A 19,309-nucleotide genomic window follows, 5' to 3' on the forward strand; every position below is an offset into this window, starting at 1 on the left:
GAGAAAAAATGAGCCTGGGCCTCCTCGGTCGCAAGGTTGGCATGATGCGTATCTTCACGGATGACGGCGATTCGATCCCTGTCACCGTGCTGGACGTGTCCAACAACCGTGTTGCGCAAGTCAAAACCCCTGAAACTGATGGCTACACTGCAGTTCAGGTTGTCTTCGGTCAACGTCGCGCCTCGCGCGTGAACAAGGCCGCTGCCGGCCACTACGCCAAAGCTGGCGTCGAAGCTGGCACGATGCTGCGTGAATTCCTCATCGATTCCGCAAAAGCCGCTGAACTCAAAGCCGGCGACACCATCAATGCTTCGATGTTCGAAGTGGGCCAGAAAATCGACGTGCAAGGCACCTCGATCGGTAAGGGCTACGCCGGTACCATCAAGCGTCACAACTTCGCCTCGGGTCGTCAGACCCACGGTAACTCGCGTTCGCACAATGTTCCTGGCTCCATCGGTATGGCGCAGGATCCGGGCCGCGTGTTCCCAGGCAAGCGCATGACCGGTCACATGGGCGACGTTACCGTCACCACCCAGAACCTGGAAATCGCCCGCATCGACGCTGACCGTCAACTGCTGCTCGTGAAAGGTGCCGTTCCTGGCGCCAAGAACGGCCAGGTGATCGTCAAGCCGGCTGTCAAAACCAAAGCCAAGAAAGGAGCCTAAGTATGGAACTCCAGCTCCTGAATGAGCAAGGTCAAGCTGGCGCCGGCGTTGCAGCTGCCGACACCGTGTTCGGCCGTGAATACAACGAAGCCCTGATCCACCAGGTCGTGGTCGCCTACGCCGCCAACGCGCGCAGCGGCAACCGCAAGCAGAAAGACCGTGAAGAAGTCAGCCACACCACCAAGAAGCCATGGCGCCAGAAAGGCACCGGCCGCGCTCGTGCTGGTATGTCGTCGTCGCCTCTGTGGCGCGGCGGTGGTCGCATCTTCCCGAACACCCCGGACGAGAACTTCTCGCACAAGGTCAACAAGAAGATGTTCCGCGCAGGTATCTGCTCGATCTTCTCGCAGCTGGCCCGCGAAGGCCGTCTGAACGTTGTCGAAAACCTGTCGATCGAAGCTCCGAAGACCAAGCTGCTGTCGCAAAAGCTGCAGGGCATGGGCCTGGAATCGGTCCTGGTGATCACCGACACCATCGATGAAAACCTGGAACTGGCATCGCGTAACCTGCCGCACGTGCTCGTCGTCGAGCCGAAGGCAGCCGATCCGATGTCGCTGGTGTTCTACAAAAAAGTCCTGGTCACCAAAGCAGCTCTGGCCAAGATCGAGGAGATGTACGCATGAGCGCCGCAATCAAATTCAGCGAAGAGCGCCTGATGAAGGTGCTGCTGGCTCCGGTCATTTCCGAAAAGGCGACCTTCGTCGCTGAAAAGAACGAACAGATCGTGTTCAAGGTTCTGCCGGATGCGACCAAGCCGGAAATCAAGGCTGCCGTCGAACTGCTGTTCAAGGTCGAAGTGGAATCGGTGCAAACCGTCAACCGCGAAGGCAAGGTCAAGCGTTCGGGCCGTTTCACCGGTCGCCGCAACCACACCAAACGCGCTTTCGTGGCCCTGAAGCCGGGTCAGGAAATCAATTTTGTCGAGGAGGCTAAATAATGGCACTCGTTAAGATGAAGCCAACCTCCCCAGGCCGCCGCGGCATGGTGAAGGTTGTGAACAGCGACCTGTACAAAGGTCGTCCGCTCGCAGCCCTGGTTGAGAAGAAATCGAAGACTGCTGGCCGTAACAACAACGGTCACATCACCACCCGCCACATGGGCGGTGGCCACAAGCAGCACTACCGTCTGGTCGACTTCAAGCGCCAGAAGGACGGCATCCCTGCCAAGGTCGAGCGTATCGAATACGACCCGAACCGTACCGCGCACATCGCTCTGCTGTGCTACGCGGACGGCGCACGTGCGTACATCATCGCTCCGAAGGGCGTCGCTGTCGGCGACACCCTGATGAACGGTTCGGAAGCGCCGATCAAGGCCGGTAACTGCCTGCCAATCCGCAACATCCCGGTCGGTACCGTGATGCACTGCATCGAGATGCTGCCTGGCAAAGGCGCGCAGATGGCCCGCACCGCCGGCGCCGCTGTCGTCCTGATGGCCCGTGAAGGCACCTACGCCCAGGTTCGCCTGCGCTCGGGTGAAGTCCGTCGCGTGCACATCGAGTGCCGTGCAACCGTGGGCGAAGTCGGCAATGCCGAGCACAGCCTGCGCAAGATCGGTAAAGCCGGTGCGATGCGTTGGCGCGGTGTGCGTCCGACCGTCCGCGGTGTCGTCATGAACCCGGTCGATCACCCGCACGGTGGTGGTGAAGGCAAGACGGCAGCAGGTCGTCATCCGGTGTCGCCATGGGGCCAGCAGACCAAGGGCAAGAAGACGCGTTCGAACAAGCGCACTTCGTCGATGATCGTCTCGCGCCGCGGCAAGAAATAAGGGATAACACATGACTCGTTCATTGAAAAAAGGGCCGTTCATTGACGCCCACCTGGTGAAAAAAGTCGAAGCCGCGCAAGCGACCAAAGACAAGAAGCCAGTCAAAACCTGGTCGCGCCGCTCGACGATCTCTCCTGACTTCATCGGTCTGACCATCGCCGTGCACAACGGCAAGGTCCACGTGCCGGTGTACGTGTCGGAGAACATGGTCGGCCACAAGCTCGGCGAATTCGCGCTGACCCGTACGTTCAAGGGCCACGCTGCTGACAAGAAGGCGAAACGATAATGGAAACTAAAGCAATCCTCAAAGGCGTTCGCCTGTCGGAACAAAAGGGCCGCCTCGTTGCGGACCTGATCCGCGGCAAGAAAGTTGACGCAGCACTCAACATTCTGCAGTTCAGCCCGAAGAAGGGCGCGACCATCATCAAGAAGGTGCTCGAGTCGGCAATCGCCAACGCCGAGCACAACGATGGCGCCGACATCGACGAACTGAAGGTCGTCCAGATCTACGTTGAAAAGGGCCCGATCCTGAAGCGCTTTACGGCTCGCGCCAAAGGCCGCGGTGATCGCATTTCGAAACAATCCTGTCACATTTACGTGACTGTCGGTAACTAAGGGGTCACAGAATGGGTCAGAAAATCCACCCAACCGGCTTCCGCCTGGCGGTCACCCGTAACTGGGCATCGCGCTGGTACGCTGGCAACGGCAACTTTGCCGACATGCTGAAGGAAGACCTGGAAGCACGCGCTTTCCTGAAGAAGAAGCTGAAGAACGCTTCGGTCGGTCGCGTCGTCATCGAGCGTCCTGCCAAGAACGCGCGCTTCACGATCTACTCGTCGCGTCCGGGCGTCGTGATCGGCAAGAAAGGCGAAGACATCGAAGTGCTGAAGTCGTCGCTGGCGAAGATCATGGGCGTGCCTGTGCACGTCAATATCGAAGAGATCCGCAAGCCGGAAATCGATTCGCAGCTGATCGCCGACTCGATCTCGCAGCAGCTCGAAAAGCGCATCATGTTCCGTCGCGCCATGAAGCGTGCGATGCAGAACGCCATGCGCCTGGGCGCTGTCGGCATCAAGATCATGTCGTCGGGCCGCCTGAACGGCATCGAAATCGCACGTACCGAATGGTACCGCGAAGGCCGTGTGCCTCTGCACACCCTGCGCGCCGATATCGACTACGGCACCAGCGAAGCATCGACCACCTACGGCATCATCGGCGTCAAGGTCTGGGTCTACAAGGGCGACCGTTCGGTCACCGGCGAAGCACCAGTCATCGACACCCCGCCGGATGAGAAGAAGCCACGCGGCCCGCGTCGCGACGACGGCAAGCCGTCGCGCGGCCCACGCCCGGCTGGCGGCGCCCGTCCTGGCACCGCAGCACCTACCGTCCGTGCGCGTCCGGCTGTCAAGCCTGCCGCTCCGGCCGCCGCTGCGCCAGCTGAGAAAGCAGGAGAATAAGCATGCTGCAACCATCGCGCAGGAAGTATCGTAAAGAGCAGAAAGGCCGTAACACCGGCATTTCGCACACCCGCGGCACCGCGGTCTCGTTCGGCGAGTTCGGCCTGAAGGCAGTTGCCCGCGGCCGTATCACCGCACGCCAGATCGAAGCGGCACGTCGTGCCATGACCCGTCACATCAAGCGTGGCGGCCGTATCTGGATCCGTATCTTCCCGGACAAGCCGATCTCGAACAAGCCGGCTGAAGTCCGTATGGGTAACGGTAAGGGTAACCCGGAGTACTACGTCGCTGAAATCCAGCCAGGCAAAGTCCTGTACGAGATGGACGGCGTTGCTGAAGAACTGGCGCGCGAAGCGTTCCGCCTGGCCGCTGCCAAACTGCCGCTGGCGACCACGTTCGTGGTCCGTCAAGTCGGCCAATAACAGGAGTTGAATATGAAAGCATCGGAACTCCGCGGCAAGGACCAGGAAGCGCTGCAGAAGGAGCTGAATGAGCTGCTGAAGGCCCAGTTCGGCCTGCGCATGCAAATCGCTACCCAGCAGCTGGGCAATACCGCGCAGCTCAAGAAAGTACGTCGCGACATCGCGCGTGTGAAGACTGTGATGAACTCGAAGGAAGCCAAATGAACGACACCACTAAAACGGCGCTGAAGCGTACGCTGGTCGGCAAGGTCGTGTCCGACAAAATGGACAAGACGGTGACCGTCCTGATCGAGCGTCACGTGAAGCACCCGCTGTACGGCAAGATCATCGTGCGCTCGAACAAGTATCACGCGCACGACGAGACCAACCAGGTCAAGACCGGCGACACGGTCGAGATCACGGAAGGTCGCCCGATCTCGAAGACGAAGGCCTGGACCGTGACCCGTGTTGTGCAAGAAGCACAGGTCATCTAAGCCTTAAAATTTGTCTTGCGTGGCCCGCTGGTATCTGTGATACTAGCGGGCTTCGTTCATGTGTTGCCGCAGTTTGTATTCCTCGGTAACTGCGGCCTGTAACGAATGGAAAGTCCATCACCCAAACGCGGCGCTCCAGCAGGGGCAAAGCGGCGGGACCAAGACTGACCGCAGGCCCACGGTTTCCGTGGGGTTTTCTACGGCTTAAGTTGGGAAAGAAAATACTATGATTCAAACCGAAAGCCGGCTCGAAGTAGCCGACAACACCGGTGCCAAGGAAGTTCTGTGCATCAAGGTGTTGGGCGGCTCGAAGCGCCGTTATGCGAGCATTGGCGACATCATCAAGGTCACCGTCAAGGTGGCTGCGCCGCGTGGTCGCGTCAAGAAGGGCGAAATTTACAACGCCGTGGTTGTGCGTACCGCTAAAGGTGTGCGCCGCCAGGACGGTTCCCTGGTCAAGTTCGATGGCAATGCCGCCGTCCTGCTGAACGCCAAGCTGGAGCCGATCGGCACCCGTATCTTCGGACCGGTCACGCGCGAGCTGCGTACCGAGAAGTTCATGAAGATCGTGTCGCTGGCACCTGAAGTTCTGTAAGGAGTCGACATGGATAAGATTCGTAAAAACGACGAAGTCATCGTTCTGGCCGGGAAAGACAAGGGCAAGCGTGGCGTCGTTCAGAAGCGTGTAGACGCTGAACACGTCATCGTTGAAGGCGTCAACGTCGCTAAAAAAGCGACCAAGCCGAACCCGATGACCGGTGTTACTGGTGGTATCGTCGACAAGACTATGCCGATTCACGTGTCGAACGTCGCGCTGTTCAATGCTGCGACCGGCAAGGCAGATCGCGTTGGCTTCAAAGACCAGGACGGCAAAAAAGTCCGCGTCTTCAAGTCGAACGGCGAAGTAGTGAAAGGGTAAGAACAATGGCCCGTCTCCAAGCAATTTACAAAGAAAAAGTCGTCGCCGAACTGACCGAGAAATTCGGTTACAAGTCGATCATGGAAGTCCCGCGCCTGACCAAGATCACCCTGAACATGGGTCTGTCGGAAGCAGTCGCTGACAAGAAGGTCATCGAGCACGCCACTGGCGACCTGACCAAGATCGCCGGCCAGAAGCCGGTCGTGACCAAGGCGCGCAAGGCAATCGCAGGTTTCAAGATCCGCGAAGGCTACCCGATCGGTACGATGGTGACCCTGCGCGGTAACCGTATGTACGAATTCCTGGACCGTTTCATCACCGTGGCCCTGCCGCGCGTGCGTGACTTCCGTGGTGTCAATGGCAAATCGTTCGACGGCCGTGGCAACTACAACATCGGCGTCAAAGAGCAGATCATCTTCCCGGAAATCGATTACGACAAGATCGATGCGCTGCGTGGCATGAACATCTCGATCACCACGACCGCTAAGACCGACGAAGAAGCCAAAGCGCTGCTCGCCGCCTTCAAATTCCCGTTCAGGAACTAAGAGCATGGCAAAACTTGCACTGATTAACCGCGAACAGAAGCGTGCAGACCTGGTGGAGAAATTCGCCGCAAAGCGTGCAGCTCTGAAAGCGATCATCAACGACCAGTCGAAGTCGGAAGAAGAGCAGTACGAAGCACGCCTGAAACTGCAGGCACTGCCGCGTAACTCGGCCCCGTCCCGCCAACGTAACCGCTGCGCCATCACCGGCCGTCCACGTGGCACCTTCCGTAAATTCGGTCTGGCCCGCACCAAGCTCCGCGAATTCGCCATGAAAGGCGAAATCCCGGGTATGACCAAAGCCAGCTGGTAATAGGAGAATAAGCAATGAGTATGAGCGATCCTATCGCCGATATGCTGACCCGCATCCGCAACGCACAAACTGTTTCGAAGACCACCGTCAACATGCCGTCGTCGAAAGTTAAAGTTGCGATCGCCAACGTCCTGAAGGACGAGGGTTACATCGAAGATTTCGCCGTGACCACCGAAGGTGGCAAGGCTGAACTGAAAATCGGTTTGAAGTATTACACCGGCCGTCCGGTCATCGAGCGCATCGAGCGCGTGTCCCGTCCTGGCCTGCGCGTCTACAAAGGCAAGAACGAAATCCCGTCGGTCATGAACGGCCTGGGCGTGGCAATCGTCTCGACCCCGCAAGGCGTCATGACTGACCGCAAAGCACGTGCTACCGGCGTCGGTGGCGAAGTGCTGTGCTACGTGGCTTAAGGAGTAGACATGTCTCGAGTAGCTAAGATGCCAATCGCCGTCCCGGCAGGTACCGATGTCGCGATCAACGCGTCGTCGATCACCGTCAAGGGCCCGCTCGGCACCCTGACCCAGCCGCTGAACGGCCTGGTCAAAGTGGAAAACAACAACGGCACGCTGACGTTCGACGTGGTGGACGATTCCCGTGAATCGAACGCCATGTCGGGCACCCTGCGCGCCCTGGTCAACAACATGGTTACCGGCGTCACCAAGGGCTTCGAGCGCAAGCTGAACCTGGTGGGCGTGGGCTACAAGGCAGCTGTGCAGGGCAACGCCCTGAACCTGTCGCTGGGCTTCTCGCACCCGGTGCTGCACGCGATGCCGGAAGGCGTCACCGCAGTGACCCCGACCCCGACCGAAATCCTGATCAAGGGTATCGATCGTCAAAAGGTCGGCCAGGTCGCCGCTGAAGTGCGCGCTTACCGCTCGCCTGAGCCTTACAAAGGCAAGGGTGTCCGTTATTCGGACGAAGTGGTGAAGCTTAAAGAAACCAAGAAGAAATAATCGGAGCTGACATGGACAAGAAACAATCGCGTCTGCGTCGCGGACGTCAAACCCGCATCAAGATCGCCCAGCTGGGCGTGAACCGTCTGTCGGTTCACCGCACCAACCTGCACATCTATGCGAACCTGATCAGCCCGGACGCAAAGGTGCTGGTGTCGGCTTCGACGCTGGAAGCAGAAGTGCGCGCCGAACTGGCTGGCAAGACCGGCGCCGGCGGCAACGCTGCCGCTGCTGCCCTGGTCGGCAAGCGCGTCGCAGAGAAAGCACTGAAAGCAGGAATCACCGAAGTTGCGTTCGACCGCTCGGGTTTCCGTTACCACGGCCGTGTGAAGGCGCTGGCAGAAGCCGCGCGTGAAGCCGGTCTGAAGTTCTAAGGAAGAATCGTCATGGCAAAAATGCAAGCAAAAATGCAAAGCGACAAGCCGGATGATGGCATGCGCGAGAAAATGATCGCGATCAACCGCGTGACCAAAGTGGTCAAGGGTGGTCGTATCATGGGTTTTGCAGCGCTGACCGTTGTCGGTGACGGCGATGGCCGCATCGGCATGGGCAAGGGCAAGTCGAAGGAAGTTCCTGTCGGCGTGCAGAAAGCAATGGAAGAAGCCCGCCGCAACCTGATCAAGGTGCCCCTCAAGAACGGTACGCTGCACCACATGGTGTCGGGTCGACACGGCGCCTCGCGCGTCATGATGATGCCGGCCAAGCCTGGTACCGGCGTGATCGCTGGTGGCGCAATGCGCGCTATCTTCGAGGTGATGGGCGTGACCGACGTGGTCGCCAAGTCGACCGGTTCGTCGAACCCGTACAACCTGGTTCGCGCCACCCTCGACGGCCTGTCGAAAATGAGCACTGCATCCGACATCGCTGCCAAGCGCGGCAAGTCGGTTGAAGACATCCTGGGTTAAGGGGAACAAACATGGCAAACACTGTCAAAGTTCAGCTCGTCAAGGGCTTGATCGGTACCCGTCAGGATCACCGTGCTACCGTCCGCGGTCTGGGCCTGCGTCGTGTCAACTCGGTTTCCGAGCTGCAGGACACCCCATCCGTGCGTGGCATGATCAACAAAGTCGCGTACCTCGTTAAAGTAGTCTCGTAAGCCTTCGGGCTTACGTACGGAGAAATCAATGGAACTCAATACCATTCAACCAGCTGACGGCGCCAAGCACGCGAAGCGTCGCGTTGGCCGCGGTATCGGCTCGGGTCTGGGCAAGACTGCCGGTCGCGGTCACAAGGGTCAGAAATCGCGTTCGGGCGGCTTCCACAAGGTCGGCTTCGAAGGCGGTCAGATGCCTCTGCAGCGTCGTCTGCCGAAGCGTGGCTTCAAGTCGCTGAACGCATCGTTCAAGGCTGAAGTGCGTCTGTCGGACCTGAACAACCTGGCCGTCGGCGAAATCGACATCCTGGTGCTGAAGCAAGCAGGCATCCTGCCGGTGGTGGCACGCGACGTGCGCGTCATCCTGTCGGGCGAGATCACCAAAGCGGTGACCCTCAAGGGCCTGAAGGCTACTGCCGGCGCGAAAGCGGCGATCGAAGCAGCTGGCGGTTCGGTCGCTTAATTGCGGCCCTGCCTGATCGGAGCAAAAATTGGCGACTAATTCACAACTTGGTAAAAGCGCCGCGTCCGGCTTCCCCTGGGGTCGGCTGTGGTTTTTGCTTGGCGCATTGGTCGTGTACCGCATCGGTGCTCACATCCCGGTCCCCGGGATTGACCCGGTGCAGCTGGCAGCGCTGTTCAAGCAGAACGAAGGCGGCATCCTGGGCATGTTCAACATGTTCTCGGGTGGCGCCCTGTCCCGCTTTACCGTGTTCGCCCTCGGCATCATGCCTTACATTTCGGCTTCGATCATCATGCAGCTTGCATCGATCGTCTCGCCGCAACTCGAGGCGCTGAAGAAAGAGGGCGAAGCCGGCCGCCGCAAGATCACCCAGTACACCCGTTACTTCACGGTGGCACTGGCATTGTTCCAGGCGTTCGGCATCGCGGTCGCGCTCGAAGCGCAGCCTGGTCTCGTGCTCGATCCGGGCATGGGCTTCCGCTTCGTTACGGTCGTGACGCTCCTGACCGGCACCATGTTCCTCATGTGGCTGGGCGAGCAGATCACCGAACGTGGTCTTGGCAACGGTATTTCGATCATCATTTTTGCCGGTATCGCAGCAGGTCTGCCGTCGGCCCTGGGTGGCCTGTTCACCCTGGTCTCGAACGGTTCGATCGGCAGCATTTCCGCGATCCTCATCGTGATTCTGGTGGCGGCGGTGACGTATGCCGTCGTGTTCGTGGAACGCGGCCAGCGCAAGATCCTGGTCAATTACGCCAAACGCCAGGTCGGCAACAAGATCTACGGTGGCCAAACCAGCCACCTGCCCTTGAAGCTGAACATGGCAGGCGTGATCCCGCCGATCTTCGCCTCGTCGATCATCCTGTTCCCGGCGACGATCGTCGACTGGTTCACGCGTGGCAAGGACTCCTCGAGCCCGTTCATCGGGTTCCTGAAGGACCTGGCCGCGTCGATGGCACCGGGCGAGCCGATCCACGCGTTGCTGTATGCGGTGGCGATCGTGTTCTTCTGCTTTTTCTACACGGCGCTGGTATTTAACAGCAAGGAAACGGCGGACAACTTGAAGAAGAGCGGCGCGTTTGTTCCGGGCATCCGTCCGGGCGAGCAGACTGCCCGCTACATCGACAAGATCCTGATGCGCCTGACCCTGGCCGGTGCGGTCTACATCACCCTGGTGTGCCTGGTGCCAGAATTCATGACCTCGCAGTGGAAAGTTCCTTTCTACTTCGGTGGCACGTCGCTGCTGATCGTCGTGGTGGTGACAATGGACTTCATGGCACAAGTGCAGAACTACGTCATGTCGCAACAGTACGAATCATTGTTGCGGAAGGCGAACTTCAAGGGCGGAATTCCGTCGCGATAAGCGGGGGAGGCATAGACCGAATGGCAAAAGACGACGTCATCCAAATGCAAGGGGAGGTTCTCGAGAACCTCCCGAACGCAACATTTCGCGTGAAGCTGGAAAACGGTCACGTGGTTCTTGGACATATCTCGGGTAAAATGCGCATGAATTACATCCGCATTCTCCCGGGTGACAAAGTAACGGTGGAGCTCACCCCGTACGATCTGTCCCGGGCTCGCATTGTGTTCCGCACCAAGTAAAAATTATTAAAGTAAACGAACCGAAGAGAGTGCAAAATGAAAGTTAACGCTTCAGTCAAGCGGATCTGCCGCAACTGCAAGATCATCAAGCGCAAGGGCGTGGTCCGCGTGATCTGCGTCGAGCCGCGTCATAAGCAGCGTCAAGGTTAAGAGGAATAACGAATGGCACGTATTGCAGGGGTTAACATCCCAAATCATCAGCACACTGTTATCGGCCTGACGGCGATCTACGGTGTTGGCCGTCCACGTTCGCAGAAAATCTGCGACGCAACCGGTATCGCGACCAACAAGAAGGTCAAGGACCTGGACGACAACGAACTCGAGAAGCTGCGTGACGAAGTCGCGAAGTTTGTCGTGGAAGGCGATCTGCGCCGCGAACTGTCCATGAACATCAAGCGTCTGATGGACCTGGGCTGCTACCGCGGCATGCGTCACCGTAAGGGCCTGCCAGTGCGCGGCCAGCGTACCCGTACCAATGCACGTACCCGCAAGGGCCCGCGCAAGGCCGCTCAATCGCTCAAGAAATAATCTAGGAACCGACTATGGCCAAGCAACAGAGCAGCGCAGCAGCAGCCCGCGTGCGCAAGAAAGTCAAGAAGAACGTCGCCGAGGGCATCGCCCACGTCCACGCGTCCTTCAACAACACCATCATCACGATCACCGATCGCCAGGGCAATGCTCTGTCGTGGGCAACCTCCGGCGGCGCCGGCTTCAAGGGTTCGCGCAAATCGACCCCGTTCGCAGCGCAGGTTGCTGCCGAAGCCGCAGGCAAGGTCGCTCAGGAATCGGGCGTGAAGAACCTGGAAGTGCGCATCAAGGGCCCAGGCCCAGGCCGCGAGTCGGCTGTGCGCGCACTGAACAACCTGGGCATCAAGATCACCGAGATCCAGGACGTTACCCCGGTTCCGCACAACGGCTGCCGTCCGCCGAAGCGTCGTCGTATCTAATACGGCTCGCTGAAGCTGATGCAAGGTGGTCTTCGGACCGCCTGGCGTCGCGAAAAGCCAACAACGGGGCCTTGCGCCCCGTTGTGTTTTACGAGATTGGCCGGTGCAGTGCCCTGAAAATGGGTTATACTGCCCGGCTATTGTCGTCTGCCGTTCGTACGGCCGGCGATTTTTTCAAGCCACGTCCATCGTCATGCAGCGGTGGACTAGCGCCTGCCGCATCGCTTGCGATGCCTCTGGGGCGTGATTTAATTTATAAAGGTATTCAACGTGGCACGTTATATCGGACCAAAAGCAAAACTGTCGCGCCGTGAAGGCACTGACCTGTTCCTGAAGAGCGCACGTCGCTCGCTCGATTCGAAGTGCAAACTGGACATCAAGCCAGGCCAGCACGGCGTCAAGTCGGGTGCCCGCACCTCGGACTACGGCAACCAGCTGCGCGAAAAGCAGAAGGTCAAGCGCATGTACGGCGTGCTCGAGCGCCAGTTCCGCCGCTACTTCGCGGAAGCATCGCGCCGCAAGGGCAACACCGGCGAAACCCTGCTGAAGCTGCTGGAAGCGCGTCTCGACAACGTCGCGTACCGCATGGGCTTCGGCTCGACCCGCGCTGAAGCGCGCCAGCTGGTGAGCCACAAGGCCTTCACCGTGAACGGCAACGTCGTGAACATCGCGTCGTACCAGGTCAAGACCGGCGACGTCATCGCTGTGCGCGAAAAGGCCAAGAAGCAAGTGCGTATCCAGGAAGCCCTGTCGCTGGCTGAACAAATCGGCATGCCGGCATGGGTGTCGGTCGACAGCAAGAAGATGGAAGGCACCTTCCGTTCGTTCCCGGAACGCAACGAGATCGCTGCTGACGTCAACGAAGCGCTGATCGTCGAACTGTACTCGCGTTAATCGACATCGTCGCGGTCTTCCCGCGACGATGTCGTCCCCGCGCAGGCGGGGATCCAATTTTGGTGGCTCAGCTGCGAAAAATTGGGTTCCCGCCTGCGCGGAAAGTTGGAGCCGCCAGTGGCGGGTACGACGTGGTGGTGTGCGAGTGCAGCGAGCGAAGGCTCGGCCTCGCAACGAAGACCGGATTTGCAAGAATCCATATTCCTCCACTTCGGTCGTTCATCGAATTCGTCTCACCGCCTGCTCGTCGAGCAGGCGCTTTCTATTAATGCCATCAGCCTTATCGGTGTAACGAACCGAGGGTATTGAAAAGGACATTTCATGCAAAACAGTCTGTTGAAACCACGTATCATCGATGTCGAAGCACTCGGTGCCGGCCACGCTAAAGTCGTGATGGAGCCGTTCGAGCGTGGTTACGGTCACACCCTGGGCAACGCGCTGCGTCGCGTGCTGCTGTCGTCGATGGTCGGCTACGCGCCGACCGAAGTGACGATCGCCGGTGTCGTGCACGAGTACTCGTCGTTGGACGGTGTGCAGGAAGACGTCGTCGACCTGCTGCTGAACCTGAAGGGCGTCGTGTTCAAGGTGCACAACCGTGATTCCGTCACCCTGACCCTGAAGAAGGAAGGCGAAGGCGCGGTGCTGGCATCGGACATCGACCTGCCGCATGACGTGGAACTGATCAACCCGGATCACGTGATCGCTCACCTGACCGCCGGCGGCAAGCTCGACATGCAGATCAAGGTCGAGAAGGGCCGCGGCTACGTTCCCGGTAACGTGCGTCGCCTGTCGGAAGACACCAACAAGACCATCGGCCGCATCATCCTGGACGCGTCGTTCTCGCCGGTGCGCCGCGTGTCGTACGCCGTGGAATCGGCCCGTGTCGAGCAGCGTACCGACCTGGACAAGCTGATCATCAACATCGAGACCAACGGCGTCATCACCCCGGAAGAAGCGATCCGCCAGTCGGCACGCGTGCTGGTCGACCAGCTGAACGTGTTCGCCGCCCTGGAAGGCACCGAAGCCGCCGCCGAAGCACCGTCGCGTGCTCCGCTGGTCGATCCGATCCTGCTGCGTCCGGTGGACGACCTGGAACTGACCGTCCGTTCGGCAAACTGCCTGAAGGCCGAGAACATCTACTACATCGGCGACCTGATCCAGCGTTCGGAAAACGAACTGCTGAAGACCCCGAACCTGGGCCGCAAGTCGCTCAACGAGATCAAGGAAGTGCTGGCATCCCGTGGTCTGACCCTGGGCATGAAGCTGGAAAACTGGCCGCCGGCTGGTCTCGAAAAATAATTGCTGCACCTGCCCGAGCAATGTTGTCCGGGCAGTTTTAAACCCCTAGAACCGGTCCGCGGGCATGCGCAAGCATGAACGATCGAAGAACTGGATATTAAACACTCGAAAGGAAGTACCATGCGTCACCGTCACGGCCTCCGTAAGCTGAACCGTACCTCGTCCCACCGCCTGGCAATGCTGCGCAACATGACCGTCTCGCTGCTGCGTCATGAAGCCATCAAAACCACCGTGCCGAAAGCCAAGGAACTGCGTCGCGTCATCGAACCGATCCTGACCCTGGGCAAGACCGACACCCTGGCCAACAAGCGCCTGGCATTCGCCCGCCTGCGCGATCGCGAAATGGTGCAGAAGCTGTTCGCTGAACTCGGCCCACGTTACGCCAACCGTAACGGCGGCTACCTGCGCATCCTGAAAATGGGTTTCCGCGTGGGCGACAATGCGCCGATGGCCTACGTCGAACTGCTGGACCGTCCGGAAGTCACCTCGGCTGAAGAAGCACCGACCGCCGAGTAATCGCTTTCCGCGACGCGAGAACCAGGCTTCGGCCTGGTTTTTTTTCGCCCGTACGCCGACCGGCCGTTACACATGAAAACGCGCCCGGGTGTACCATGCCGGTGCGCAGTAACAACTCATCGGATACCATGTTCTTCACGCTCCACCGTTTTTCGCGCGGGCTGCTGCAGGCCTGCATCGTGCTGTTCGCCGCCTTGCTGCTGTCGGGTGCCGGCAGCGCCCGGGCCGCCGACGACTTCCTCGACCCCGCGATCGCCTTCCGCTTCGAGGCGCGCATGCTCGACCCGCAGACGGTCGAGGTGCGCTACCAGATCGCCGAGGGCTATTACATGTACCGCGAGCGCTTCGCCTTCCGCGCCAGCGGCGCGCAGCTCGGCAGTCCCACGTTCCCGCCCGGGAAGGTGAAGTTCGACGAGACTTTCCAGAAGGATGTCGAGACCTACAAAGGCGAACTGCGGGTCCGCATCCCGGTCGAAGGCAGCGCGCCGTTTACCCTGACTGCCACCAGCCAGGGCTGCGCCGACGCCGGCCTGTGCTATCCGCCCCAGGAGCATAGCGCCCGGCTGTCGAGCGGCGCCGGCGCGGCGCAGATGTCGACCGCAGCGCTGTCGTCGACGCCGCAGATGGACACCCCGGCGGCGCCGGCCGCGGCGCCGGCTCCCGAGGCCGCCTCCGCTGCGCAGCCGTCCGAACTGGCCGGCATCGCCGGCGTCCTCGAAGGCGGCCGCCTGCTGGCGATCGTTCCGGCCTTCGTGATACTCGGCCTGGGCCTGGCCTTCACGCCCTGCGTGCTGCCGATGGTGCCGATCCTGTCCTCGATCATCGTCGGCGAAGGCCGCCAGGTCAGCCGCGCGCGCGGCTTCATCCTGTCGCTCACGTATTCGCTCGGGATGGCGATCGTCTATACGGCGCTGGGCGTGGCCGCCGGCCTGGCCGGCGAGGGCCTGGCCGCGGCGCTGCAGAACCCGTGGGTGCTGGGCGCCTTCGCCCTGTTGATCGTGGCGATGGCCCTGTCGATGTTCGGCTTCTACCAGCTGCAGTTGCCGAGCGGGCTGCAAAGCAGGCTGGCCGGCGTATCGAGCCGCCAGTCGGGCGGCAAGCTGCTGGGCGTGTTCGCGATGGGCGCGATCTCGGCGCTGATCGTCGGCCCCTGCGTGGCCGCGCCGCTGGCCGGCGCGCTGGTCTACATCAGCCAGACCCGCGACGTGTTGATCGGCGGCGCCGCGCTGTTCGCGATGGCGGTCGGGATGAGCATTCCGCTGCTGCTGGTCGGCATATCGGCAGGCTCGCTGCTGCCGCGCGCAGGGGCGTGGATGGAATCGGTCAAGCGCCTGTTCGGCGTGCTGATGCTGGCCATGGCCCTGTGGCTGGTGTCGCCGGTGCTGCCGCCGATCGTCCAGATGCTGGGTTGGGCGGCGCTGCTGTTCGGCTATGGCTTCTACCTGCTGCGCAAGCACAGGCATTGGATGGCGATGGCGGCGGGCGCCGCCTTCGCCTTGCTGGGCGGCGTGCAGCTGGTCGGCGCCGCAACCGGCGGGCGCGATGCGCTTGCCCCGCTGGCGCACCTGACCGATAGCGCGCATCAGGAACTCGTATTCAAGCGCATCAAGACGGTGGACGACCTCGACCGCGAACTGGCCGGCAGCGGCGGCAAGACCGTGATGCTCGACTTTTATGCGGACTGGTGCGTGTCGTGCAAGGAGATGGAAAAGCTGACCTTCGTCGATCCGGCGGTGCAGGCGAAGCTGGCCGATACGGTCCTGCTGCAGGTCGACGTGACCGCCAACGACGCGCAAGACAAGGCGATGCTGAAGCGCTTCAAGCTGTTCGGCCCGCCGGGCATCATCCTGTTCGACCGTGACGGCAAGGAAATCCCCGACAGCCGCGTGATCGGCTACCAGGATGCCGGCAAGTTCCTGAATTCGCTGGCCAGGCTGCCCTCGGCCTGACGGGCCGCCACTCAAGGCCGTTCGTCGCCCCGTGAGGCGTGCTGTCACATGACTACCAAGAACCAGGCCCGCTCCCTGACGCGACAGGGAGCGGGCCTGGCCGTTTGCGGGGCGCTTAGCCGCGCATCATCATGCCATGGCCGCGGTGGCCGCCATGATGGCGGCCGCCACCGCGCCGCTGCTGCGCGTCGAACGCCTTGCGCTGTTCCGGGCTCAAGGCCGCATACAGGCTGTTCAGGGCCGACAGGCGGGCTTCCATGCGGGCGGTGCGCTGTTTTTGCATGGCGATGCGGCGTTCCATGCGCTGCGGCGCGGTGAGGGCGGCACGCGCTTCCTTGCTCAGGCGCTGGCCGGCACGTTCACCTTTTTGCGGCGGCGTCATGGTGGCCACGAAAGCCTGCCACACCGGCTGCTGGGCCGGGGTCAGCTTGAGCGCGTCCGCCAGCCTGGCCTGGCGGGCGGCACGCTGTTCGAGACGCTTGGCGCGGAACTCGGCCATTTTGGCCTGGCGCTGTTCCGGGCTCAGGGCGCGAAACTCGGCGCGCTTGGCGGCGTGTCGTTCCTGGCTCATGGCGTGGCCATGGCGTCCTTCGGCGGGGGCAGCGGTCTGGGCTTGCACGCCGATCGCGGCGCCGGCAATGCCGACCGCGCTCAGTGCAATCACAACATTCTTCAGGACATTCTTGCGGACGGTGTTCATGGTAATTTCCTTTGGTCAGAGTCAGTAAGGTGTGCACGTTGCATCCGGACTGCTCGCTGCACGGTTCCCATCATCGCCACAAACTGTAACCGCGGGATTTCCCCTGTCCGGTTCTTTGTATCAATATGTTTCGCGCCTATCGGCATATACAAGCCGATACAAAACCGCTGTCCATGCTTGCTGTAGATGCGGATAATTACGATCATGGATAATCCCTCTACGATTTTGATCGTCGACGACGACCGCGACATCCGCAGCCTGCTCGCCGACTACCTGGAATCGAACGGCTACCGCAGCTTGTCGGCGGCCGACGGCACCGGCATGTGGAAAGCGCTCGACGACGCCCGTCCCGACCTGATCGTGCTCGATCTGAACATGCCCGGCGACGATGGCCTGACACTGTGCCGCAAGCTGCGCGCCACCTCGAGCCTGCCGGTGATCATGCTGACCGCCCGCAATGAGCCGCTCGACCGCATCCTCGGCCTCGAAATGGGCGCCGACGACTACCTGCCCAAGCCCTTCGAGCCGCGCGAATTGCTGGCCCGCATCCGCAGCGTGCTGCGCCGCTCGCACGCGATGCCGTCCAATACCCCGTCCGAGAACGTGCAGCAGATGCGTTTCTCCGGCTGGACCCTGGACCTGACCGCACGCCACCTGGTCAATCCGCAGGGCATGGTGATCATGCTCTCGGGCGCCGAGTTCCGCCTGCTGCGCGTGTTCCTCGAGCACCCGAACCGTGTGCTCAACCGCGACCAGCTGCTCAACCTGACCCAGGGCCGCGACGCCGATCCCTTCGACCGCTCGATCGACATCCAGATCAGCCGCCTGCGCCAGAAGCTGGGCGAGGACGCGCGCATGCCGCAGATCATCAAGACCGTGCGCAACGGTGGCTATGTGCTGGCCGGACAGGTAACCGTGGAGCCTGCGTGAAAGCCTTCCTCGGATCGATGACCGGGCGCGTGTTCATCACGCTGCTGCTCGGTATCCTGATCTCGGCAACACTGACCCAGCTGGCCGCCGACCTCGAACGCAAGCGCGTCATCGAACAACAGCGCGACCAGCACCTGCTCGAGCGCGCCGAACAACTGGTGATGGCCACGGAAATCGTGCCGACCTCGGCACGCTCGGTCTACCTGTCGGTGGCCAACCGCCCGGGCCTGCGCCTCGAAGTCGGCGCGCCGCAGCCGCTGGCCGCCAGCCGCAGCTGGTTCGCGCGTTCGCTGGCGGCACGCCTCGGCGACGGTTACGGCATCGACTCGGCCGGGCTCCGGCCCGCCTCGTGCGACATGCCGCACCAGCAGACCGTGCTCTACGGCCTGATCCGCACCCAGTGGCAAGGCGCCTGCGAAACCCTGAACGTGCGCCTGCGCGACGGCGAGGAGCTGCGCCTGTCGGTGCTGCCGCCGCGCTCGTCCTTCACCGGCCCGGAAACCGACTACCGCAGCACCATCGGCCTGTTCCTGGTGAGCATCGCCGCGCTGGCCTATGTGGTGGCGCGCATGACCACCCGCCCCTTGAAGGTGCTGGCGCGCGCCGCCCAGGACCTGGGCCAGGACATCAACCGCGCGCCGCTCGAACTCAATGGCGCCAGCGAGATTCGCCAGGCCAGCGCCGCCTTCAACGCGATGCAGGCGCGGATCCGCCAGTACATCTTCCAGCGCACCCAGATGCTGGCGGCCATCACGCATGACCTGCAAACGCCGCTGACCCGCATGCGCCTGCGCCTGGAGAAGGTGGCGGACGCCGAACTGCAGGAACGCCTGATCGGCGACCTGTCCGCCATGCAGGCAATGGTGCGCGAAGGCCTGGTGCTGGCGCGCAGCATGGATACCACCGAGAACATGCAGATGCTGGACCTCGACTCGCTGCTCGAAGCCGTGTGCGCCGACGCCGTCGATGCCGGCCAGCAGGTGGAGCTCAAGGGCCATGCCGGCATGGCCCTGCTGGGCCGTCCGCTGGACCTGCGCCGCTGCCTCGGCAACCTGATCGACAATGCGGTGAAGTACGGCCGCGATGCGCGTGTCTGCGTCGACCGCGTGGGCGGCGCGGCACGCGTGCGTATCCGCGACAGCGGCCCCGGCATTCCGGCGAGCGAGCTGGGCCGGGTATTCGACCCGTTCTACCGCGTCGAGACCTCGCGCTCGCGCGAATCGGGCGGCACCGGCCTGGGTCTGACCATCGCACGCAACATCGCGGAACGGCACGGCGGCAGCATCGCGCTGGCCAACCATCCGGAAGGCGGCCTGGAGGTCACACTGGTGCTGCCGGAGTACTACCCCAACAAATAGCGAATACACCATCCTACAGAAAGAGCCGCCGGAACCGGCAGCAAGGGACA

At 61.4% G+C, this 19,309-nt stretch carries 32 protein-coding genes; 31 read left to right on the forward strand and 1 reads right to left on the reverse strand.

Annotation, left to right across the window (positions count from 1 at the left end; genetic code table 11):
• Positions 1–8: 8 nt before the first annotated feature.
• The 29 genes from rplC to dsbD all read left to right on the forward strand — a co-directional run bounded on the left by rplC (position 9) and on the right by dsbD (position 16,271).
• Positions 9–665, forward strand: a complete 657-nt coding sequence (gene rplC, locus IM543_03100; protein QOY94900.1) for a 50S ribosomal protein L3 — start codon at positions 9–11, stop codon at positions 663–665.
• Between the two features lie 2 nt (positions 666–667).
• On the forward strand, positions 668–1,288 hold the full coding sequence (gene rplD / locus IM543_03105) for a 50S ribosomal protein L4 (GenBank protein ID QOY94901.1): 621 nt from the start codon (positions 668–670) through the stop codon (positions 1,286–1,288).
• Entirely contained in the window at positions 1,285–1,602 is a 318-nt protein-coding gene (rplW, locus tag IM543_03110) for a 50S ribosomal protein L23 (protein QOY94902.1), read from the forward strand. The genes rplD and rplW overlap by 4 nt, the downstream gene beginning before the upstream one ends.
• Positions 1,602–2,429, forward strand: coding sequence for a 50S ribosomal protein L2 (gene rplB, locus IM543_03115; protein QOY94903.1), 828 nt, complete (start codon positions 1,602–1,604; stop codon positions 2,427–2,429). The genes rplW and rplB overlap by 1 nt, the downstream gene beginning before the upstream one ends.
• A gap of 10 nt (positions 2,430–2,439) precedes the next feature.
• Entirely contained in the window at positions 2,440–2,715 is a 276-nt protein-coding gene (rpsS, locus tag IM543_03120) for a 30S ribosomal protein S19 (GenBank protein ID QOY94904.1), read from the forward strand.
• Positions 2,712–3,044, forward strand: a complete 333-nt coding sequence (gene rplV / locus IM543_03125; GenBank protein QOY96503.1) for a 50S ribosomal protein L22 — start codon at positions 2,712–2,714, stop codon at positions 3,042–3,044. The genes rpsS and rplV overlap by 4 nt, the downstream gene beginning before the upstream one ends.
• Positions 3,045–3,055: 11 nt before the next feature.
• Positions 3,056–3,886 carry a 30S ribosomal protein S3 gene (gene rpsC, locus IM543_03130; GenBank protein ID QOY94905.1) on the forward strand — a complete coding sequence of 277 codons (831 nt, stop codon included), beginning with the start codon at positions 3,056–3,058 and terminating at the stop codon, positions 3,884–3,886.
• A 2-nt stretch (positions 3,887–3,888) separates the two neighbouring features.
• Positions 3,889–4,308: a 50S ribosomal protein L16 gene (gene rplP, locus IM543_03135; protein ID QOY94906.1), complete on the forward strand. Its 420-nt coding sequence runs from the start codon at positions 3,889–3,891 to the stop codon at positions 4,306–4,308.
• 12 nt (positions 4,309–4,320) lie between these two features.
• Positions 4,321–4,512, forward strand: coding sequence for a 50S ribosomal protein L29 (rpmC, locus tag IM543_03140; GenBank protein QOY94907.1), 192 nt, complete (start codon positions 4,321–4,323; stop codon positions 4,510–4,512).
• Positions 4,509–4,781 carry a 30S ribosomal protein S17 gene (gene rpsQ / locus IM543_03145; GenBank protein ID QOY94908.1) on the forward strand — a complete coding sequence of 91 codons (273 nt, stop codon included), beginning with the start codon at positions 4,509–4,511 and terminating at the stop codon, positions 4,779–4,781. The genes rpmC and rpsQ overlap by 4 nt, the downstream gene beginning before the upstream one ends.
• 226 nt (positions 4,782–5,007) lie before the next feature.
• Positions 5,008–5,376 (forward strand): 50S ribosomal protein L14, encoded by a 369-nt coding sequence (rplN, locus tag IM543_03150; GenBank protein QOY94909.1) that lies wholly within the window; start codon positions 5,008–5,010, stop codon positions 5,374–5,376.
• A 9-nt stretch (positions 5,377–5,385) separates the two neighbouring features.
• A complete protein-coding gene (rplX, locus tag IM543_03155) occupies positions 5,386–5,700 on the forward strand; it encodes a 50S ribosomal protein L24 (protein QOY94910.1) in 315 nt (104 codons plus the stop codon).
• Positions 5,701–5,705: 5 nt separating this feature from the next.
• Entirely contained in the window at positions 5,706–6,245 is a 540-nt protein-coding gene (rplE, locus tag IM543_03160) for a 50S ribosomal protein L5 (protein QOY94911.1), read from the forward strand.
• A gap of 4 nt (positions 6,246–6,249) precedes the next feature.
• Positions 6,250–6,555 (forward strand): 30S ribosomal protein S14, encoded by a 306-nt coding sequence (gene rpsN, locus IM543_03165; GenBank protein ID QOY94912.1) that lies wholly within the window; start codon positions 6,250–6,252, stop codon positions 6,553–6,555.
• Between the two features lie 14 nt (positions 6,556–6,569).
• On the forward strand, positions 6,570–6,965 hold the full coding sequence (gene rpsH / locus IM543_03170) for a 30S ribosomal protein S8 (protein QOY94913.1): 396 nt from the start codon (positions 6,570–6,572) through the stop codon (positions 6,963–6,965).
• Between the two features lie 9 nt (positions 6,966–6,974).
• Positions 6,975–7,508, forward strand: a complete 534-nt coding sequence (gene rplF, locus IM543_03175; GenBank protein ID QOY94914.1) for a 50S ribosomal protein L6 — start codon at positions 6,975–6,977, stop codon at positions 7,506–7,508.
• A gap of 11 nt (positions 7,509–7,519) precedes the next feature.
• On the forward strand, positions 7,520–7,882 hold the full coding sequence (rplR, locus tag IM543_03180) for a 50S ribosomal protein L18 (protein ID QOY94915.1): 363 nt from the start codon (positions 7,520–7,522) through the stop codon (positions 7,880–7,882).
• A gap of 12 nt (positions 7,883–7,894) precedes the next feature.
• Complete coding sequence (gene rpsE / locus IM543_03185) at positions 7,895–8,413, forward strand: 30S ribosomal protein S5 (protein ID QOY94916.1); 519 nt, start codon at positions 7,895–7,897, stop codon at positions 8,411–8,413.
• Positions 8,414–8,424: 11 nt separating this feature from the next.
• A complete protein-coding gene (gene rpmD, locus IM543_03190; protein ID QOY94917.1) occupies positions 8,425–8,604 on the forward strand; it encodes a 50S ribosomal protein L30 in 180 nt (59 codons plus the stop codon).
• Between the two features lie 28 nt (positions 8,605–8,632).
• Positions 8,633–9,064, forward strand: coding sequence for a 50S ribosomal protein L15 (gene rplO, locus IM543_03195; GenBank protein QOY94918.1), 432 nt, complete (start codon positions 8,633–8,635; stop codon positions 9,062–9,064).
• Positions 9,065–9,092: 28 nt separating this feature from the next.
• The gene (secY, locus tag IM543_03200) at positions 9,093–10,427 is read left to right on the forward strand and encodes a preprotein translocase subunit SecY (protein QOY94919.1); all 1,335 of its coding nucleotides are present in this window, start codon (positions 9,093–9,095) and stop codon (positions 10,425–10,427) included.
• A 20-nt stretch (positions 10,428–10,447) separates the two neighbouring features.
• Positions 10,448–10,666, forward strand: a complete 219-nt coding sequence (gene infA, locus IM543_03205) for a translation initiation factor IF-1 (GenBank protein ID QOY94920.1) — start codon at positions 10,448–10,450, stop codon at positions 10,664–10,666.
• Between the two features lie 36 nt (positions 10,667–10,702).
• The gene (gene rpmJ, locus IM543_03210; GenBank protein ID QOY94921.1) at positions 10,703–10,816 is read left to right on the forward strand and encodes a 50S ribosomal protein L36; all 114 of its coding nucleotides are present in this window, start codon (positions 10,703–10,705) and stop codon (positions 10,814–10,816) included.
• Positions 10,817–10,828: 12 nt separating this feature from the next.
• Complete coding sequence (gene rpsM, locus IM543_03215; protein ID QOY94922.1) at positions 10,829–11,194, forward strand: 30S ribosomal protein S13; 366 nt, start codon at positions 10,829–10,831, stop codon at positions 11,192–11,194.
• A gap of 14 nt (positions 11,195–11,208) precedes the next feature.
• The gene (gene rpsK / locus IM543_03220; protein QOY94923.1) at positions 11,209–11,613 is read left to right on the forward strand and encodes a 30S ribosomal protein S11; all 405 of its coding nucleotides are present in this window, start codon (positions 11,209–11,211) and stop codon (positions 11,611–11,613) included.
• A gap of 270 nt (positions 11,614–11,883) precedes the next feature.
• A complete protein-coding gene (gene rpsD / locus IM543_03225; GenBank protein ID QOY94924.1) occupies positions 11,884–12,507 on the forward strand; it encodes a 30S ribosomal protein S4 in 624 nt (207 codons plus the stop codon).
• 321 nt (positions 12,508–12,828) lie between these two features.
• On the forward strand, positions 12,829–13,806 hold the full coding sequence (rpoA, locus tag IM543_03230; GenBank protein QOY94925.1) for a DNA-directed RNA polymerase subunit alpha: 978 nt from the start codon (positions 12,829–12,831) through the stop codon (positions 13,804–13,806).
• A gap of 120 nt (positions 13,807–13,926) precedes the next feature.
• Positions 13,927–14,322 carry a 50S ribosomal protein L17 gene (gene rplQ, locus IM543_03235; GenBank protein ID QOY94926.1) on the forward strand — a complete coding sequence of 132 codons (396 nt, stop codon included), beginning with the start codon at positions 13,927–13,929 and terminating at the stop codon, positions 14,320–14,322.
• Between the two features lie 128 nt (positions 14,323–14,450).
• Positions 14,451–16,271 (forward strand): protein-disulfide reductase DsbD, encoded by a 1,821-nt coding sequence (dsbD, locus tag IM543_03240; protein ID QOY94927.1) that lies wholly within the window; start codon positions 14,451–14,453, stop codon positions 16,269–16,271.
• Positions 16,272–16,386: 115 nt separating this feature from the next.
• Here dsbD and IM543_03245 read toward each other — a convergent pair whose 3' ends face one another.
• The gene (locus tag IM543_03245) at positions 16,387–16,971 is read right to left on the reverse strand and encodes a Spy/CpxP family protein refolding chaperone (GenBank protein ID QOY94928.1); all 585 of its coding nucleotides are present in this window, start codon (positions 16,969–16,971) and stop codon (positions 16,387–16,389) included.
• 204 nt (positions 16,972–17,175) lie between these two features.
• Between IM543_03245 and IM543_03250 the strand changes: the two genes are divergently transcribed.
• Both IM543_03250 and IM543_03255 read left to right on the forward strand, forming a co-directional pair.
• Positions 17,176–17,901 (forward strand): response regulator, encoded by a 726-nt coding sequence (locus tag IM543_03250; protein ID QOY94929.1) that lies wholly within the window; start codon positions 17,176–17,178, stop codon positions 17,899–17,901.
• Entirely contained in the window at positions 17,898–19,259 is a 1,362-nt protein-coding gene (locus tag IM543_03255) for a HAMP domain-containing protein (protein ID QOY94930.1), read from the forward strand. The genes IM543_03250 and IM543_03255 overlap by 4 nt, the downstream gene beginning before the upstream one ends.
• Positions 19,260–19,309 lie beyond the last annotated feature (50 nt).

The sequence above is a fragment of the Massilia sp. UMI-21 genome, from assembly GCA_015277795.1.
Classification (GTDB): Bacteria; Pseudomonadota; Gammaproteobacteria; order Burkholderiales; family Burkholderiaceae_D; genus Telluria.

What these genes read in the sequence shown, in the direction of transcription:
- rplC (QOY94900.1), top strand. Translation starts at nt 9, where the DNA reads ATGAGCCTGGGCCTCCTCGGTCGCAAGGTTGGCATGATGCGTATCTTC.
- rplD (QOY94901.1), top strand. Translation starts at nt 668, where the DNA reads ATGGAACTCCAGCTCCTGAATGAGCAAGGTCAAGCTGGCGCCGGCGTT.
- rplW (QOY94902.1), top strand. Translation starts at nt 1,285, where the DNA reads ATGAGCGCCGCAATCAAATTCAGCGAAGAGCGCCTGATGAAGGTGCTG.
- rplB (QOY94903.1), top strand. Translation starts at nt 1,602, where the DNA reads ATGGCACTCGTTAAGATGAAGCCAACCTCCCCAGGCCGCCGCGGCATG.
- rpsS (QOY94904.1), top strand. Translation starts at nt 2,440, where the DNA reads ATGACTCGTTCATTGAAAAAAGGGCCGTTCATTGACGCCCACCTGGTG.
- rpsC (QOY94905.1), top strand. Translation starts at nt 3,056, where the DNA reads ATGGGTCAGAAAATCCACCCAACCGGCTTCCGCCTGGCGGTCACCCGT.
- rplP (QOY94906.1), top strand. Translation starts at nt 3,889, where the DNA reads ATGCTGCAACCATCGCGCAGGAAGTATCGTAAAGAGCAGAAAGGCCGT.
- rpmC (QOY94907.1), top strand. Translation starts at nt 4,321, where the DNA reads ATGAAAGCATCGGAACTCCGCGGCAAGGACCAGGAAGCGCTGCAGAAG.
- rpsQ (QOY94908.1), top strand. Translation starts at nt 4,509, where the DNA reads ATGAACGACACCACTAAAACGGCGCTGAAGCGTACGCTGGTCGGCAAG.
- rplN (QOY94909.1), top strand. Translation starts at nt 5,008, where the DNA reads ATGATTCAAACCGAAAGCCGGCTCGAAGTAGCCGACAACACCGGTGCC.
- rplX (QOY94910.1), top strand. Translation starts at nt 5,386, where the DNA reads ATGGATAAGATTCGTAAAAACGACGAAGTCATCGTTCTGGCCGGGAAA.
- rplE (QOY94911.1), top strand. Translation starts at nt 5,706, where the DNA reads ATGGCCCGTCTCCAAGCAATTTACAAAGAAAAAGTCGTCGCCGAACTG.
- rpsN (QOY94912.1), top strand. Translation starts at nt 6,250, where the DNA reads ATGGCAAAACTTGCACTGATTAACCGCGAACAGAAGCGTGCAGACCTG.
- rpsH (QOY94913.1), top strand. Translation starts at nt 6,570, where the DNA reads ATGAGTATGAGCGATCCTATCGCCGATATGCTGACCCGCATCCGCAAC.
- rplF (QOY94914.1), top strand. Translation starts at nt 6,975, where the DNA reads ATGTCTCGAGTAGCTAAGATGCCAATCGCCGTCCCGGCAGGTACCGAT.
- rplR (QOY94915.1), top strand. Translation starts at nt 7,520, where the DNA reads ATGGACAAGAAACAATCGCGTCTGCGTCGCGGACGTCAAACCCGCATC.
- rpsE (QOY94916.1), top strand. Translation starts at nt 7,895, where the DNA reads ATGGCAAAAATGCAAGCAAAAATGCAAAGCGACAAGCCGGATGATGGC.
- rpmD (QOY94917.1), top strand. Translation starts at nt 8,425, where the DNA reads ATGGCAAACACTGTCAAAGTTCAGCTCGTCAAGGGCTTGATCGGTACC.
- rplO (QOY94918.1), top strand. Translation starts at nt 8,633, where the DNA reads ATGGAACTCAATACCATTCAACCAGCTGACGGCGCCAAGCACGCGAAG.
- infA (QOY94920.1), top strand. Translation starts at nt 10,448, where the DNA reads ATGGCAAAAGACGACGTCATCCAAATGCAAGGGGAGGTTCTCGAGAAC.
- rpmJ (QOY94921.1), top strand. Translation starts at nt 10,703, where the DNA reads ATGAAAGTTAACGCTTCAGTCAAGCGGATCTGCCGCAACTGCAAGATC.
- rpsM (QOY94922.1), top strand. Translation starts at nt 10,829, where the DNA reads ATGGCACGTATTGCAGGGGTTAACATCCCAAATCATCAGCACACTGTT.
- rpsK (QOY94923.1), top strand. Translation starts at nt 11,209, where the DNA reads ATGGCCAAGCAACAGAGCAGCGCAGCAGCAGCCCGCGTGCGCAAGAAA.
- rpoA (QOY94925.1), top strand. Translation starts at nt 12,829, where the DNA reads ATGCAAAACAGTCTGTTGAAACCACGTATCATCGATGTCGAAGCACTC.
- rplQ (QOY94926.1), top strand. Translation starts at nt 13,927, where the DNA reads ATGCGTCACCGTCACGGCCTCCGTAAGCTGAACCGTACCTCGTCCCAC.
- dsbD (QOY94927.1), top strand. Translation starts at nt 14,451, where the DNA reads ATGTTCTTCACGCTCCACCGTTTTTCGCGCGGGCTGCTGCAGGCCTGC.
- IM543_03245 (QOY94928.1), bottom strand. Translation starts at nt 16,971, where the DNA reads ATGAACACCGTCCGCAAGAATGTCCTGAAGAATGTTGTGATTGCACTG.
- IM543_03250 (QOY94929.1), top strand. Translation starts at nt 17,176, where the DNA reads ATGGATAATCCCTCTACGATTTTGATCGTCGACGACGACCGCGACATC.